Genomic DNA, 16,171 nt, shown 5'->3' on the forward strand with positions numbered 1-16,171 from the left:
GCCTGCGTCGCATGGCGGACGACGTTCGGGCGTGGTGGGCGGATGATCCGATATCGACGACCGGGCAGGAGAGGCTCGGTCGTGGAGCATTCGTTGACCGGCTGGTCACGATGCTGGGGGAGATCGGCGCGCATCCGAGCAGCACGGTGCTGGCGCTCGTCGGGCCGTGGGGCAGTGGCAAGACCAGCACGATGAACCTGGTGCTCGAGAAGCTGGATCAGGAGCGGTGGGGGATCGCGCGGCTGAATCCGTGGGCGTTGGGGTCGGCGGAGGCAATAGTCAACGAGTTGTTGGGTGCGATCCGGACGGCGCTGCCGGAGAGAGCCAAGTCCGCGCGGGAGAAGCTCAAGACCTACGCGGTCTACGCGACACCCGCGATCGGGTTGATTCCCGGTGCTGGTGGCGCAGCGACCAAGGCGTTCGAGATGGCCTCTCGGAATTGGCTGGACGAGGGCACGCTGCAGACGCACTTTGATGACCTCGCCAAGGAGCTTGTCGGGCTCGAGCGGCCGGTGCTGGTCTTCGTGGACGACGTGGATCGGCTGCAGCCGGATGAGCTGCTGGCGCTGCTGCGCGCGATCAGAGTCGTGGGGCGGCTGCCGAACGTGCACTACGCCATCGCCTATGACCAGCTCACCCTGGTCGACCTGGTGAAGTCGACGTCGATCGCCAGCGGCCGGGAGGATCGGGCGCTGGCCTTCCTGGAGAAGATCGTCACGCTCCGGGCCGATCAGCCGGCGATCCGGCCGGGGCAGTCGGCGGCGCTGTTCAACGACGGACTCGCCAGGCTGCTCGCCGACCTCGGCGCCAACATCGGGGAGGAGGAGCGACGGCGGCTCTCGGACGAGTGGGAGATGCTGCTGTCGGCGGATCTGGTGGAGCCGCGCAGCATCAACCGGTACCTCGCCCAGCTGCGTGTCCACCTGCCGGTGGTCGGCGCGTACGAGATCGATCTGGTCGACTTTCTGGTGGTGACGCACCTGCGGGCTGCCTATCCGCTGGTGTATCGACGCGTACTGGCGGACCGATCGTGGCTGGCCGCGCCGATGGCCTTTGAGGACGATGAGCGGCTGCGCGCGTGGCAGGACGGCACGCGGCTGGCTGATCTCGTGACGTCGAGGGACCTGTCGGAGGAGCAGTGCGGACGCCTGCTGGCGGCGGCCCGGCGGTTGTTTCCGTCGCTCGAGACGGCGGTAAAGGCCACGGCCCGGCATCTTGGGATCGGCAACCCGGATTACGTCGACCGATATTTCGTTTTCGCCCGACATGACCTTGACCTGTCCGACGCGGACCTGGCGAGGGCATTGCACGCGTGGGCGGACCGCGGTGGGCGAACTTTTCCCGGCCCAGCGCTGCATCGCCTGCTGACTCCCGAACCTACCGATCCGGAGGCATGCGCGAACAGTGCTGCCGCACTTCGGCGGCTCGGATCCCTGACCGACCAGCTTTCGCCGACCGACGCCGCGACGATTCTGGTCGGGGTGACGCAATACCTGCCGCTGCCACACGGCGTGGGCGTCGTGGGCGGACCGGATGCCGCGATGATTCAGTGTCTGATCCGTTTGCTGTGCACGGTCGAGCGCCTCGATGTTCCCGATCTGATGCATACCCTGAAGGGGCGAGGACTCCAGGCCCTGGTCGACTTCTTACGTGCCCTGTCGGCCGCGCGGGGCGCCATCACTGCCGACTGGTTGTCCGAACTCGCCGACAGCAGTGCAAACCTGGGCTGGACCATGTTTGCCGATCATGTACGCGAAGGCGATGCGGCGCCGAATCTGCCGACCTCCACGCTGTTCAGCCTGGTCGAGAACCTGATCGGCGCAACAGCGGTAAACCAGTTGGTCCGTGCCGAGGTTGACGGAGGTTTGTCGATCATCGCGATTGCGTCGCGGCTGATCGAGGTCAGCGCGGTGGGCAGTCCGGGACGGCCAGTAGTCGTCGACTTCGATGCGAGGGAGATGATCCGCCGGGCCGGGCTGGTGACGGTGCGGGCCGCCCTCGACGGATCGCAGCTGCTGGCCGAGCCCGACGAGGACGACGTCTCCTGGGCAGGGCGCCGCCAACACGCCGCAGCCGCGCTGCTCGCTGCCGTCGACTCGGACACGGATGAGCGACGGCTGCCCGTGCTGCCGCCGGGGGCCGCGCAACCGTTTGTCAACCGTTCGAGCGTGCTGCGGTCGCCCGCCGGCGAGGTGCCAGACCTGCGGATCCTGGTCACCGTCCTGATGCCGGCGAACGCTTCGCCAGAGTCCACCGAGCCGGCGCCGGGACCGGTCGGTGAGAAGCGCGAACACGCCATCTTGGCGACCTTGGAGTCGAGCCCGATGACCCGCTGGATGGGCTCGACCTCGAAGTCCTGGCCGCTGGTTGCCAAGGATTGGGAGATCGCCGATCCGGGTGACGGCCGCAGATTCACACATTCCACTGCAGGGCTCACCTCACCTGCGCCGGGTGAAATCTCCTGGTGGTTGCGGACGCCGATCCTGGCAGGTGCCGTCGTGCGTACCGGTGGTCTGCCGCAGCCCTTTCTCGTAGCCGATTTTGAGATCGGGATCTGGCTGGCCGAGCTGGGAGATCAGCGCCTGCCTGCAGAGCGTCGGCCCGACAGCCGGCCGCTGCCTGCCGCCCTTTCGCTGGATGAGATGGACGGACTGCTTACCGCAATGATCGCTACCGGCATTGAGTCGACCGCGGCGTTGTGCGATCGCTTGGTGACGTCGCTCGAAGCGGACCTGCCGATGAATCTGCGGGTCGAGATCGAGTCGCCTGCCGGCATCGACGCCGTGTTGAAACTCGAAGACCTGCAGCGAGTCGGCACCGCAGGCCCGCGGAACCTGTCGTTTGTGCATGATGTCGAGTTCGGTCCGGAGCGGGACGGCGCGGTTCAGCGCGCGGATGGCTATGCCTTGGCGCTGTTGGGCGAAGCGTTGCTGCAATCGGGCTATCGGAACCACGAGGGGGTGCTGTTGGCGTTGCGTGGTTGACGACGTGGTCAAGCCGCAAGGATGCGGGAGAGCTCGGCTGTCACCGACTCGCCTAGACTTCGCCGGGTGATCGTGCGGAGGGCCGGCGTGGCGGATGTGGCGATGCTCGCGGAGCTGCGCGACATCGACGGGGAGGCGCTGGGGCCGTTCGCCGAGTGGGTGGTCGCGCATGCGGGTTCGCATCTGCCGTTCGTCGCCGAGATCGACGGGTACGTGGTCGGCAACGCCTGGCTGCACGTCGCGGAGCGGGTGCCCGGCAACGGGGCGATGGACCGCTGGTACGGCGACGTCCAGTCGGTGATGGTCCGCGAGGAGTATCGCAACCGCGGCATCGGCGGCGCGCTGATGGAGGCCATCCTGGCCGAGGCGCGGACCCGGGGGCTACTGCACGTCAGCGTCCACTCCGGGCGCCGCGCGGTCGACTTCTACCTGCGCAACGGCTTCGGCCAGCACCGTCAGATGTTGTTCTGGGAGCCGGTCACCAGCTGATCCGGGTGGACACCGGGCGGTGGTCGCTGCCGGTGGCGGGCAGGACCCGGGTGGCCTGCGGCCGTACCCCGCGGACCAGGATGTGGTCGATCCGCACCACCGGGAAGCTCGCCGGCCAGGTGAAGCCGAAGCCGGAGCCGGCCAGGTCGTGTGCCGGGCGCAGCCGCGCGGTGAGGCCGGCGAACACCCGGTCGTCCATGGTGCCGTTCAGATCGCCGAGCAGCACCACCCGCTCGCCGCTCTCGGCGGCGACGGCCTCGGCGAGCGCCCGCGCGTTCCGGTCCCGCGAGTCGGTGAAATAACCCCCTCTGGGATTCACCCGTACGGAGCCGAGGTGTGCCACGTACACCGCGAGGGGACCGTGGTTCGTGGCCACCGTGGCGCGCAGTGCCCGGTTCTCGGCCAGCTTGGCCTCGGCCGGGATGGTGGCCGCCAGCGGGCCGGCGTTCATCTCGGTGTCCACCGGCCGGGTGTCCGACAGCGGCAGCCGGCTCCACAGCCCGACCGTGCCCAGCACCGCGTGGAACGGGTACGCCTGCGCCAGCTCCCGCTCGTAGGTGGCCCGGGCCTGCGGGGTCAGCTCCTCCAGCGCCAGCACGTCCGCGCCGGCGGCGGCCAGGGCGCGGGCGGTGCCGGCCGGGTCGGTGTTCTCGGCGCCGACGTTGTGGCTGACCAGGACGAGGTCGCCGCCCGGGCGGGAGCGGTCGCCGAGCAGCCCGCCGAACTGGCTCAGCCACACCACCGCAGGCAGCAGCAGCGCGACCGCCGCGGCGGGGGAGCGGCGCACCACCGCCGCGACCAGCAGCGCCGGCACGAACAGGCCGAACCAGGGCAGGAACGTCTCCACCAGGCTGCCGAGCCCACCGCGGTCGGTGATCCGCGCGTGCAGCGGTATCAGCAGGCCGACCAGCAGCGACAGCGCCACCAGTACGGGGCCGCGCCGCCAGGCCCCGAGCCGGAACGCCCGGCGGGTGGGATCGGGCGCGGACAGTTCGGTGGGAGTCATGCCGCCAGTCAAGGGTGTGCGGTGTTGCGGGCGCGTATGCGGTTTTCGATACGGTGGCGATATTCACCGACTTGTACCATTACCCGCATGCGGGTGTTGATCGTCGAGGACGAACCCTATCTGGCGGAGGCCATCCGCGACGGTCTGCGCCTGGAGGCGATCGCGGCGGACATCGCGGGTGACGGCGACACCGCCCTGGAGCTGCTGGGCGTCAACGCCTACGACATCGCCGTCCTCGACCGCGACGTGCCCGGTCCCTCCGGCGACGAGATCGCCGCGCGCATCGTCGCCTCCGGCAGCGGCATGCCGATCCTGATGCTCACCGCGGCCGACCGCCTCGAGGACAAGGCCTCCGGGTTCGGGCTCGGCGCCGACGACTATCTCACCAAGCCGTTCGCGCTCCAGGAGCTCGCGCTCAGGCTCCGCGCGCTGGACCGACGGCGTGCGCACAGCCGTCCGCCCGTACGGGAAATCGGGGGTCTCCGGCTTGATCCGTTCCGCAGAGAGGTCCACCGCGATGGCCGCTACGTCGCGCTGACCCGCAAGCAATTCGCGGTGCTCGAGGTGCTCGTCGCCGCCGAGGGCGGCGTCGTGAGCGCCGAGACCCTGCTGGAGCGCGCGTGGGACGAGAACGCCGACCCGTTCACCAACGCCGTGCGCATCACCGTGTCGGCGCTGCGCAAGCGCCTCGGCGAACCGTGGATCATCGCCACCGTCCCGGGCGTCGGCTACCGCATCGACGCCGGTCATGAGTAGGGCGCCCGGGCTCAGCGTCCGCCTCAAGCTCACCCTCAGCTACGCCGGATTCCTCATGCTCGCGGGCGCGCTGCTGCTCGCCGTCGTGTGGTTGTTCCTGCTGCGTTACGTTCCCGACCGCGCGCTCGTCGTCTCCGCCGACCTGGACACCGGGGTCTTCCCCGTCCGGACCAACCTGCTGCGGATGTTCGCGCCGCGGGCGGCGGCGGCCCTGGTGTTCCTGCTGGTGTTCGGCCTCGTCGGCGGGTGGATCCTCGCCGGCCGGATGCTCGCGCCGCTGACCCGGATCACCGGCGCCGCCCGGCTGGCCGCGACCGGGTCGCTCGCGCACCGGATCCGGCTGCCGGGGCGCCGGGACGAGTTCCGGGAGCTCGCCGACGCGTTCGACACCATGCTCGACCGGCTCGAGGCGCACGTCGGCGAGCAGCGCAGGTTCGCGGCCAACGCCTCGCACGAGCTGCGCACCCCGCTGGCGACCGCCAAGGCGCTGCTCGAGGTGGCCCGCGCCGATCCGGACCGCGACGTCGGCGAGCTCATCGACCGCCTGCGGGCCGTCAACGACCGGGCGATCGGCCTCACCGAGGCGCTGCTGCTGGTCAGCCGCGCCGAGCAGCGGTCGTTCGCCCGGGAACGCGTCGACCTGTCCCTGCTGGCGGAGGAGGCGACCGAGACGCTCCTGCCGCTGGCGGAGAAGCACGGCGTCACCGTCGAGACCGGCGGCGACGTCGCCACCACGGTCGGGTCGCCGGCGCTGCTGCTGCAGCTGACCATGAACCTCGTGCAGAACGCGATCGTCCACAACCTGCCGCGGCAGGGCGCGGTGTGGGTGAGCACCGCCGTCCACCCCGGCACGGTCGTGCTCACCGTCGAGAACACCGGCGAGACGCTCACCCCGCAGCTGGTGTCGACGCTCACCGAGCCGTTCCGGCGCGGCGCCGAGCGGACGCACACCGACCATGCCGGCGTCGGACTCGGCCTGGCGATCGTCAGCACCATCGCCGAGGCGCACGACGGGACGCTGACCCTGGTCCCGCGCCCGTCCGGCGGGATCCGCATCACCGTGGAACTGCCGGGAACGTGAGGCTTGCCCGCGCGAGTTGTGAACGTTAACATCGATGTCCCTCGGTCTTGTCTCCCGAAAGGCACGCCCGTGACACGCTCTCGGAGTCTCTCCACCGCCATCACCCTCGTGACCACACTCCTGCTCGCACTCGGCTTCGCGACCACCGCGCGCAAGGCGGTCGCGGCCGAGGCCGCCACGGCGTACCTCATGGTGCATTTCATCGGCGAGCAGGCCAACGGCGAGCAGATCTACTTCACCCACAGCACCGACGGCCTGCACTGGACCGACCTCAACAACGGCGCGCCCGTGCTGCTGTCCACGGTCGGCACCCGCGGCGTGCGCGACCCCGCGATCGTCCGCTCGCCGGCCGGCGACAAGTACTGGATCATCGCGACCGACCTGCGCATCGGCGCGCCGACGTCCTGGTCGACGGCGATCAACAACGGCAGCCGGTCGCTGGTGGTCTGGGAGTCGGCGGACCTGGTGAACTGGTCCGCGCCGCGGCTGGTCAACGTCGCCGGCGCCATCGGCGACGGGCGCAACGCCTGGGCGCCGGAGGCGATCTGGAATCCGGCGACCAACGACTACGTCCTGTACTGGGCCACCAACGTGCCGAGCGGCGGCGCGACCAAGCACCGCATCTACTACGCGCGCACCACGGACTTCCGCACCATCACCACGGCGCAGCCGTACATCACCCGGCCGGGCACCCAGGAGATCATCGACACGCAGATCGTCGAGGTGCCGACCGGGGTCGGCAACTACCGCTACGTGCGCGCTTCCGGCGACGGGCAGATCACGCTCGAGGGCAGCAACTCGATCCTGGGCAGCTGGACCGCGCTGGGCAACCTCTCCGGCATCGGGCTGACCGGCGCGCAGGTCGAGGGTCCGATGTGGATGAAGTTCAACACGGCCAACCAGTGGGCGCTCTACCTCGACCAGTACGCCGCGGGCGCCGGCTATCTGCCGGTTCTCACCACGAACCCGTCGAGCCCCGGCACCTTCGCACGGGCGGCCTCCGGCAGCTACCACCTAGGCGCCGTCAAGAAGCGGCACGGGTCGATCCTGAACCTGACCGCGGCCGAGAGCAGCCGGGTGCTGGGCAGGTGGGGCGCCTCGACGCCGGTCAACCGCCTGCAGTCGTACAACTTCGCCGACCGGTACGTACGGCACAGCAACTTCGACGTCCGCATCGACCCGAGCGTGAGCCCGCTGGCCGACTCGCAGTGGCGGCTCGTGCCGGGCCTGGCGAACTCGTCCGGCTACGTGTTGATCCAGTCGGTGAACTACCCCGGGTACTTCCTGCGGCACTCCAACTACGACTTCGTGCTGGCCGCCAACGACGGCAGCGCCACGTTCGCGGCCGACGCGACGTTCCGGCGGGTCGCCGGGCTCGCGGACTCCTCGGCGGCGTCGTTCCAGTCCTACAACCACACCGACCGCTACATCCGGCACTACAACTACCTGCTGCGGCTCGACCAGATCGGTACGGCGACCGCGCAGGGCGACGCGACCTTCCGGGTCACGTCGTGAGGAGGGCCCTCGGCCGAGGGCTGGCGGTGACCATGGGGGCGGGCCTGCTCGTCGTGGTCGCCGGCCAGCCGGCCGGCGCGGCGGAGATCCCGTCCGGGTCGCGCTCGCTGCTCTCGGTCAACGTGGCCGGCCAGTACGTGCGGCACAGCGACTACCTGGGCGGCCTCGCCGCGGTGACCTCGGGCAGCTCGGCGCAGGCCAAGGCCGACGCGACGTTCACCGTCACGCCGGGCCTGGCGGGCGGCGCCGGCTGCGTGTCGTTCCAGGCGGCCAACGGGATGTGGCTGCGCCACCGCGACTACCGAGTCCGGCTGGAGACCAACGCCGGCACGGCGACGTTCCTGGCCGACGCCACGTTCTGCGTGCGCGACGGCTCGGCCGCCGGGTCGGTGCGGCTGGAGTCGCTGAACTACCCCGGCCGGTTCATCCGGCACCGCGACTACGCGCTGTGGCTCGACCCGTCCACCACCAACCCGTCCACGTTCGTCGCGGACAGCTCGTTCCAGGTGACGGCGCCGTGGGTGGCCGGGCGGCGCAGCCCGGTGATCAAAGGCCTCTACGCCGACCCCAACATCGCGTACCTGAACGGGCGGTACTACCTCTATCCGACCACCGATGGGTACAACGGGTGGAGCGGCACCCGGTTCAAGGCGTTCTCGTCGACCGACCTGACCAGCTGGACCGACCACGGCACGATCCTCGACGTCGGCCCGAGCGTGTCCTGGGCGTCCTCGCGGGCCTGGGCGCCGACGATCGCCGCGCGCAACGGCCGGTACTACTTCTACTTCTGCGCCGACACGAACATCGGCGTGGCCACCGCCACCAGCCCGGCGGGGCCGTTCACCGACGCGCTCGGCCGGCCGCTGGTCGCCGCGGGCTTCCGCTCCGGCCAGATGATCGACCCGCATGTGTTCACCGACGACTCGGGACAGTCCTATCTGTACTGGGGCAACGGCTACGCGTACGCGGTGCCGCTGAACGCGGACATGACCTCGTTCGACGCCACGCAGGTGCGCCAGTTCAGCCTGCCGAACTTCCGCGAGGGCCTGTTCATGATCAAGCGGAACGGCGTCTACTACCTGTCCTACTCGGTCGACGACACCGGCTCGGAGAACTACCACGTCGAGTACGCCACCGGCACGTCGCCGCTCGGACCGTGGACGCACCGGGGCACCATCCTGTCGAAGAACCTGAGCCTGGGCATCAAGGGCCCCGGCCACCACTCGATCGTGCAGGCGCCCGGCTCCGACACCTGGCACATCGCCTACCACCGCTTCGCGATCCCGGCGGGCAACGGCACCAACCGCGAGGTGACGATCGATCCGCTGCGGTTCAACGCGGACGGCACCATAGCGCCGGTCACCCCGACCCTGTAAGCGGGCGGAGCACCCGGACACCGCGTCCGGGTGCTCCGCGCACGCTCAGCGCTGCAAGGTCAGCAGACCCGGACGGTACGGCAGCAGGCCGTAGTCGCCCCCGGAGCTGGGCGAGCGGCCCTGGTACAGCAGCCGCAGGTTGCAGGGGTCGATGGTCATGGTCTGGTCGGCGCTGGTACGCACCAGCTCGCCGTGGCTGATGTCGTTGGTCCAGGTGGCGCCGCTGTTGGCCTTGCCGGCGAAGGGGTTGCCCTCGCTCGCGGCCTGCGGCGTCCAGGTGCCGCCGAGGCTGCTGGCGGTGAACGACCGGAAGTAGCGCCCGTTCGCGCCGATCGCCTCGACGATCATGAGGTACTGGTTCTGGCCCTGGACCTTGTAGACCTGCGGCGCCTCGAAGAGGTTGTTCGTCGAGTCGCTCATGATCGTCGTGTAGGAGGAGCCGAAGTTGCCGGGGAAGTTGCCGATCGGCATGCTGGCCCGGTAGATCTTCCCGTTGTCGCCGGCGAAGAACAGGTACATGTTCGTGCCGTCACCGATGAGGGCCTGGTCGATGGGGCCGGTGCCGGAGCCGGAGATGCTGCCGGTGAACAGCGGCTGCGCCGCCGACCAGCCGTTCGCGTTCGTCGGGTCGCTCGACGTGCGGTAGGAGAAGGCGGTCGGGCCCCACTGGTAGGCGAGGACCCAGATGCTCCTCGGTGCGAAATAGAACAGGCTCGGCGCGACCGTGCCGGACGACATCGCGTTCTGCGTGGCCGAGGCCATGTCGGACCAGTTCGTGAAGAGGCTGAAGTTCATCGAGCCCCAGCTGGTCCCGGTGTCGTGCGTTGTCGCGTAGACCAGGTTCCGGCCGTTGTAGGGCACCGTGGTGAAGTCCTTGAGCGACACCCAGCCCGACCTCGGCGTCGCCAGCACCCCGGTCGACGACCAGCGGTAGCTCGACGGCAGGTTGCACCCACCGCCCGGCGGCGGCGTCGTCGGCGTGGTCGGCGTCGTCGTGCCGACCCGGACGAGCTGCCATTGCTGGTTGGCGCCGTTCCAGTCGGCGTACTGCACGATGTTGCCGCCGTCGGCGGTGGAGGCGCCCTGCACCTCGATGGCCTTTCCGCTGTTTCGGTTGATCAGCTGAATGTAGCCGTCGATGTCCTGGACGCTGAACTGCTGATTGGCGGCATTGTTGTCGGCCCACTGCACGATCGATCCGCCGTCGGCGGTCGACCAGTTGTACACGTCGAGGACCTTGCCCGAATGCTTCGAACGGAGCCGGTAGTAGCCGCCCCCGGAGTCGACGAACTGCCACTGCTGCTGCGCCTGGTCGTTGCGGGCCCACTGGGTGATGCGGGCGCCGTCGGCGGTGGAGAGGTTGTAGACGTCGAGCGCCTTGCCGCTGTTGCGGTTGACCAGCACGTACGAGGCGCTGGTGTCGATGGTGGCCGCGCCGGCGGCGGAGGCGGTGAGCACGACGATGCCCCCGCCGGCCACGAGCGTCACCGCCGCGGCGGCGACACGCCACCAGCGGCGCAGGGTCGATCCAGTAGTCATTAGCTACTCCTTGGGGGATTTCGGGCCGGGGGATCGGCGAAACTTCCGGACATTGATCGGCGCCATTTGATATGCCTAGGCGCACGTTACGGCCATCGAGCCGTCGGCGGCAACCGTGGAAAGGTCCGGGAATAGTTCGAGACTTTCAAACAGCAAATCGCGCGAAATCGCGCGCGCGATTTCGAGATGAATTGTTGTTACGCGGCGCCGATTGATCAGTATTGATTGATTGGCGCGCCAACCGCGTGCCGGACGGGGCTCCGGGCGGTACATCTGTGCCTGTCGATAGATGTACCCCCGAGGAGCGCTCCATGACCAGACCCAGACGGTGGTCCGCCGCGTTCGCCGCGGCGCTGACCGCGACCTCCCTCGCCGCGGTGGCGCGTCCCACCGCGGCCGCGGCGGCGGACGACCTGATACACGGCCGCTCCGCCGCCGCGTTCACGCTCACGCCCGACTGGGGCCTGGAGTCCTATGCGGAGGCGCTGCGGGCCGAGCTGGGCACCCGCCGGTCGGTGACCGCCGTCCTGGACGCGGCGAACCGGGAGACGGCGCCGTGCAACGCCGCACAGCGCGGCGCGCTGCCTGAGCACTACGCGCGGACCGACTATCCGCTCTCCGCCGACCAGATCCTGACCAGCAGCGAGTCGTTCTGCTGGGACCCCGGCGACAGCAAGGTCGCGTACTGGGTGCCGCAGGGGATCACCGGGTCGTCCGACGCGGACGACGACGGGCTCTGGGGCGAGAAGCGGCTCATCGCGGTGAGCTGGCACTACGACAAGGCCGTCGCCGGCACGTCGGCGGACAAGGGCGTACGGATCTCCCTTGTGGATCGCGACACCGGCCGGTACCGGCACGTGCTGCTCGTCGAGCCGACCCGGACGGCGACGCCGAACTACACCGCCGTGCCGATCCACGCGGGCGGTCTCGCCTGGCTGGGGCACTACCTGTACGTGGCCGACACCCGCTACGGGCTACGGGTGTTCGACATGGAACGCATCCTCGAGGTCGACACGGGCGAGGACGTCGTCGGCCGGCAGGGCGGCGCCTACTACGCGTACACCTACCAGTACGTGGTGCCGCAGGTGGCCTCGTACCGGCAGGCCGCGCCGCCGCCCTCGGGTACCTGCGTGCCGCAGCCGGACGGGCTGTGCTTCTCGTCGCTCACCCTAGACCGCAGCACCACCCCGGACACCCTGGTCGTCGGCGAGTACCTCGACGGCCGCAGCGCGGACGCGTCGATCGACGGTGGCCGCGTCGTGCGCTACTCGGTGGTGGCCGACACCCGCAGGCTCGTGCTCGCCTCCGGCAAGGCGGCGCCCCTCGACGCGGTGACCCTGCCGAAGAGCAACGTGCAGGGCGCGCAGACCTGGAAGGGCCGCTACCTCGCCGGACGCAGCTCGCTGTTCAAGCACAGCTTCATGTACTCCGGGTCGCCCGGCGCGGCGGTCGTGACGAACAGCTGGGCCATCGGCGGCGAGGACCTCTACCACGAGCACGGCGCCGGGATCACCGCCGGCAAGCTCTGGAGCGTGACCGAGCACGCCTACGGCGGGGGCGAGCTCATCGACCGGCGCGCCGTGTTCGCGGTTCCGCTGTCCGACGTCGGCTGACCCGGTGGATCGCCGGCCCGCCGCCCGAGGCCGGCACAGGCCAGCCCGACGACCGACAACACCGCGCCGGTGACGGCGATCCAGACGGGCAGCGCGGGCGGGATGCCCAGGAACGTCACCATGCCCAGAATCCGGTGCAGGCCCCAGGGCAGCAGCGCCAGCTGGTCGTTCCAGGCGCTCAGCGAGCGCTCCAGGCCGAGCGACCAGATCAGCACGCCGAGCGCCAGCACGGGCATGCCGGCGGCGAGCAGCACGCCGCCGGCCGCCCGGCGCGGCGACCACCCGTACCGCGACCGCAGCACCGAGCGGGTCGCGACGAAGAGCCAGGCGAAGGACGCGAAGGCGATGATCACGTACGCCGTCCGCCCGGCCGGGTTCGTCCAGAACTGGAACCAGTAGTAGCCGGGCCCGCGGACCGCCAGCACCGCGAGCAGCAGCACCGTCCGGAGCAGTGCGACGCCACCGATCACCGTCCAGAGCGCGTACGGGTCGCGCCCGCGCACGAGCAGGCGGGCCATCAGCGCGTAGACGGCCCAGCAGCCGAGCGTCGCGAGCAGGTGCGCCGGCGCGGCGAACCAGGTGTGGATCTCGCGGCTGAGCAGCAGGACCGCGGCGGGAAGCAGGATCGCGACCCAGCGCGCCGCCCGGGTCGGGTGCTCCGGCGCCCGCCACGGCATGACCGCCGCGCGCCACAGGTTCCGCACCGGCCGCCACGGGACGAGGATCGAGGCGAGCAGCAGGCCGAGCAGGATCCGCGCCAGGACCGCCATCGCCGGATCGCGGTCGAACCGCTCGCTGCCCAGATCCGCCGCCGTGAAGTTGTAGGCGGGCAGATCGACGTCACCGCTGTGTGCACGTACGTGAAGGTCGCGTGCCTCCCGGTAGGCGAGCTCGGCGGCCCGCCACTGCTCGCGCGCCTGTGCCGAGCCGGTGTCGAGCCACTGCGTCCGCCGCAGGAACATCGCGCGGTAGGCGCCCAGCGTGGCGTACAGGTCCCGCTGGTACTCGAGCGAGTCGAGCAGCCTGGCCCGCAGGGCGGGATCGTGCCAGGTCGCCGGGTCGGTGGCGGCGACGTCCGCGCGCTGCCGCTCGGCGACGGCGACGGCCCGGTCGCCCTCGGCGATCATCTCGTCGACGTGGCCGCGGCTGATCGCGTAGATGCTGTCGAGCACCGCGGAGTCGCCCGTGACGATGTCCCACTCGAAGATCCACATCATCGGCGGCGGCTCGAGGCCGAGCGCCTCGGCGGAGTTGTCCGCGTACGGCGTCAGGTAGAGCCCCTTCGTCACCGCCTCGCGCGAGCTCGCGAACATCCGGCAGATCGCCGCCACCGTCGCGGGATCGGCGGAGAACGTCCGGCGCACCCAGTCCGCGGTGATCCGGCCCGGGTCGGCGTCCGGCTCGCGGGCGAGCCGGCCCATCGCGTACGCGTTCAGGTCGTAGAGCTGCCAGAATCCCGTACGCAGGTAGAGGGTCCGCGGGCCGGCGCGCAGCGGGCCGCCCTCCTGGGTCCACAGCCAGACGCCCTCGATGTGCCCGTTGCCGGCCAGTAGCTTTCGCAGGGCCGCCGCGTGCAGGGCCGTCAGGTCGTTGGGCAGCGAGCCGAAGCCCTCGAACTCGCGCCGCCCCTGGAACTCGACGATCCGCCGGTGCTCGCCGACGGCGAGGGTGGTGTTGAGCGGCAGGTGGCTGTAGAAGTCGCCGAGCGTGAACTTCGTCGAGACGACCAGGTGCGGGTCGTGCAGATCCCCGAGCACCTCCTCGTACGATTCGGGGTTGGTGTGCAGGTCGCCGACCGCGCCGACGCCGACCGTCCAGGTGCGGAAGATGATGTCCCGGTCGCCCTCGCTCGCGACGGACAGGAACGCCTTCAGCATCGCCCGCACCTGCTCCGGCGTGGTCACGGCGATGCGCGAGAAGTAGTCCCAGCCGGGCGCGCGGTAGGCCGAGCCGCCCTCGCCGACGCGGACCATCAGCCCGGACGCGAACGGCATGCTGGCGAACAGCTCGCGCAGGCCGGACTGGTACACCGCCCACGGATCCCGCTGCGTCTTGAGGTACTCGTCGAGCGGCCCGGACAGCGCCAGCATGTCGGTCATGAAGTAGACGCGCATGCCCATGTCGGCCGCGTAGCGGAAGACGGGCGCGAACTCCCGGACCATCGCCTGCGCGCGGGCGACGTGCGGGTCGCCGGCGGGGTAGACCGCGTGCCCGTCGCCGACCCGCGCGAACGTCACGTACTCGAGGAACCCCGGCACGACGACGCCGTTGTAGCCCTGCGCCGCCGAGTGGTCGATGAACTGACGGAACTCGGCGGCCACCCGGTCGGCCGCGGCCCGGTCGACCCACGGCGCCCGAGGCAGCAGCGCGCCGGTGACGATGTCGGAGTTGAGCGAGTAGTCCGTTCCCTTGCTCCAGCCGGCCGCCGCGGGGTCGCGGCCGACCGAGCCGGCGTCGGTCAGGCGCAGGCCCAGCCTCGGCGCCGCGCTCCCGAGGGTGACCGGCTCCCCGGACCGGATCGTGTCGGCCAGCGCGTAGAGGCCGGCCGCGGCGCCCGCCTCGCCGGCCGCGGTCAGCGTGAGACCGTCGGCGGTGCGGTCGAGCCGGTAGCTCTCGTCGCCGGCGTCCTCGCCGACGGTCACCTTGAGCACGCCCCGGGCGCCCTGCCCCGCGGCGGCGTCGGTGACCGCCAGAGCGGCGACGTCCAGCCGGTGCGTGCGCCGGTTCACCGTGACGGTCCCGATCGGGGACGGGACGGCGGTGTGTTGCGGGACCGCGCCGGCCGGCTCGGGCATCACGTCGGCCGGGGTCCACGACAGCCGCAGGGCGCCGCTCAGCCCGAATGCCATGCCGGCACCGAGCGAGAGCAGCACAAAAATGATCATGATGCGGCGCATGCGTACGTTCTAGCGGTCCGCCGCCGCCCGCGCTACGGATCGTCCGTCCGATTGACGGGACCGCAGGTAGCCTACCTAGCCTATAGGCAATATAGTCTTATGGATGGATCTTCAACTCACTGGCAAGCGGGCACTGGTGACCGGGGGCAGCCGCGGGATCGGGCTACGGATCGCGCGGGCGCTGCTCGCCGAGGGTGCACACGTGGCCATCGCCGCGCGGGACACCGAACGGCTGGCCAAGGCCGCCGCCGAGCTCCGAACATCGGGACATCCCGGGCAGATAGTCACCGTGCGTGCCGATACCGGCGACGACGAGTCCGTCCGCGCCGCCGTGCAGGACGCGCGCGACCGGCTCGGCGGCATCGACATCCTGGTCAACAACGCGGCCGTCCCCGGCGGCCTCCAGGGCGGCCCGGCCGGCCCGTCGCAGACCACCGACCAGCAGTTCACCGACGCGGTCAACGTCAAGGTCCTTGGCTATCTGCGCACCGTCCGCGCCGTGGTGCCCGACATGATCACCCAAGGCTGGGGGCGGATCATCAACATCTCCGGCCTGGCCGCCCGCAACAGCGGCAACTTCGTCGCGACCGCCCGCAACATCGGCGTGGTCGCGCTGACCAAAAACCTCGCCGACGAACTCGGCCGGCACGGCATCAACGTCACGGTCGTGCACCCGGGCATCACCGTCACCGAGCGGACACCACAGCTGAACGCGGCCGCCGCGCAGGCCTGGGGCGTCACCGTCGAGGAGGCCGAACGCCGCCAGGCCGCGAACACCGCCATCGGCCGCGCGGTGACCGCCGAGGAGGTCGCCGACGTGGTGACGTTCCTCGCCTCACCCCGCAGCGTCGCCATCACCGGCGACGCGGTACCGGTCGGCGGCGGGGCGATCGGCCCCATCCACTACTAAGCTCC

The 16,171-nt window shown here is 70.5% G+C and carries 11 protein-coding genes; 8 read left to right on the forward strand and 3 right to left on the reverse strand.

The genetic code is table 11. From position 1 onward, the window contains the following. Positions 1-11: 11 nt before the first annotated feature. Both ACIBSW_RS18885 and ACIBSW_RS18890 read left to right on the forward strand, forming a co-directional pair. Positions 12-2,984 carry a P-loop NTPase fold protein gene (locus ACIBSW_RS18885; RefSeq protein WP_354723590.1) on the forward strand — a complete coding sequence of 991 codons (2,973 nt, stop codon included), beginning with the start codon at positions 12-14 and terminating at the stop codon, positions 2,982-2,984. A 66-nt stretch (positions 2,985-3,050) separates the two neighbouring features. Beyond that, positions 3,051-3,473, forward strand: a complete 423-nt coding sequence (locus ACIBSW_RS18890; protein ID WP_354723588.1) for a GNAT family N-acetyltransferase — start codon at positions 3,051-3,053, stop codon at positions 3,471-3,473. Here the strand turns inward: ACIBSW_RS18890 and ACIBSW_RS18895 are convergent. Continuing rightward, the gene (locus tag ACIBSW_RS18895) at positions 3,463-4,479 is read right to left on the reverse strand and encodes an endonuclease/exonuclease/phosphatase family protein (RefSeq protein WP_354723586.1); all 1,017 of its coding nucleotides are present in this window, start codon (positions 4,477-4,479) and stop codon (positions 3,463-3,465) included. The genes ACIBSW_RS18890 and ACIBSW_RS18895 overlap by 11 nt on opposite strands. Before the next feature lie 87 nt (positions 4,480-4,566). Between ACIBSW_RS18895 and vanR-Sc the strand changes: the two genes are divergently transcribed. The 4 genes from vanR-Sc (at position 4,567) to ACIBSW_RS18915 (ending at position 9,207) form a co-directional block, all read left to right on the forward strand. Beyond that, positions 4,567-5,235 (forward strand): VanSc-type vancomycin resistance response regulator transcription factor VanR, encoded by a 669-nt coding sequence (vanR-Sc, locus tag ACIBSW_RS18900; RefSeq protein WP_354723584.1) that lies wholly within the window; start codon positions 4,567-4,569, stop codon positions 5,233-5,235. Beyond that, the gene (locus tag ACIBSW_RS18905) at positions 5,228-6,316 is read left to right on the forward strand and encodes a HAMP domain-containing sensor histidine kinase (RefSeq protein WP_354723582.1); all 1,089 of its coding nucleotides are present in this window, start codon (positions 5,228-5,230) and stop codon (positions 6,314-6,316) included. The genes vanR-Sc and ACIBSW_RS18905 overlap by 8 nt, the downstream gene beginning before the upstream one ends. Before the next feature lie 108 nt (positions 6,317-6,424). After that, a complete protein-coding gene (locus ACIBSW_RS18910) occupies positions 6,425-7,831 on the forward strand; it encodes a glycoside hydrolase family 43 protein (RefSeq protein WP_354723580.1) in 1,407 nt (468 codons plus the stop codon). Between the two features lie 32 nt (positions 7,832-7,863). Further along, positions 7,864-9,207, forward strand: a complete 1,344-nt coding sequence (locus tag ACIBSW_RS18915) for a family 43 glycosylhydrolase (RefSeq protein ID WP_354723598.1) — start codon at positions 7,864-7,866, stop codon at positions 9,205-9,207. A gap of 45 nt (positions 9,208-9,252) precedes the next feature. On the opposite strand, the gene ACIBSW_RS18920 is transcribed toward ACIBSW_RS18915, so the two are convergent. Next, positions 9,253-10,746, reverse strand: a complete 1,494-nt coding sequence (locus tag ACIBSW_RS18920; protein WP_354723578.1) for a non-reducing end alpha-L-arabinofuranosidase family hydrolase — start codon at positions 10,744-10,746, stop codon at positions 9,253-9,255. A gap of 311 nt (positions 10,747-11,057) precedes the next feature. Between ACIBSW_RS18920 and ACIBSW_RS18925 the strand changes: the two genes are divergently transcribed. Then, entirely contained in the window at positions 11,058-12,359 is a 1,302-nt protein-coding gene (locus ACIBSW_RS18925) for a hypothetical protein (RefSeq protein ID WP_354723576.1), read from the forward strand. Here ACIBSW_RS18925 and ACIBSW_RS18930 read toward each other — a convergent pair. Beyond that, positions 12,293-15,256: a hypothetical protein gene (locus tag ACIBSW_RS18930; protein WP_354723574.1), complete on the reverse strand. Its 2,964-nt coding sequence runs from the start codon at positions 15,254-15,256 to the stop codon at positions 12,293-12,295. The two genes, ACIBSW_RS18925 and ACIBSW_RS18930, sit on opposite strands and share 67 nt — an antisense overlap. 103 nt (positions 15,257-15,359) lie before the next feature. Here ACIBSW_RS18930 and ACIBSW_RS18935 point away from each other — a divergent pair, with 103 nt between their 5' ends. After that, a complete protein-coding gene (locus ACIBSW_RS18935; protein ID WP_354723572.1) occupies positions 15,360-16,166 on the forward strand; it encodes an SDR family NAD(P)-dependent oxidoreductase in 807 nt (268 codons plus the stop codon). Positions 16,167-16,171 lie beyond the last annotated feature (5 nt).

The organism is Actinoplanes sp. NPDC049668, assembly GCF_044465445.1.
In the GTDB taxonomy this organism is placed as follows: Bacteria; Actinomycetota; Actinomycetes; order Mycobacteriales; family Micromonosporaceae; genus Actinoplanes.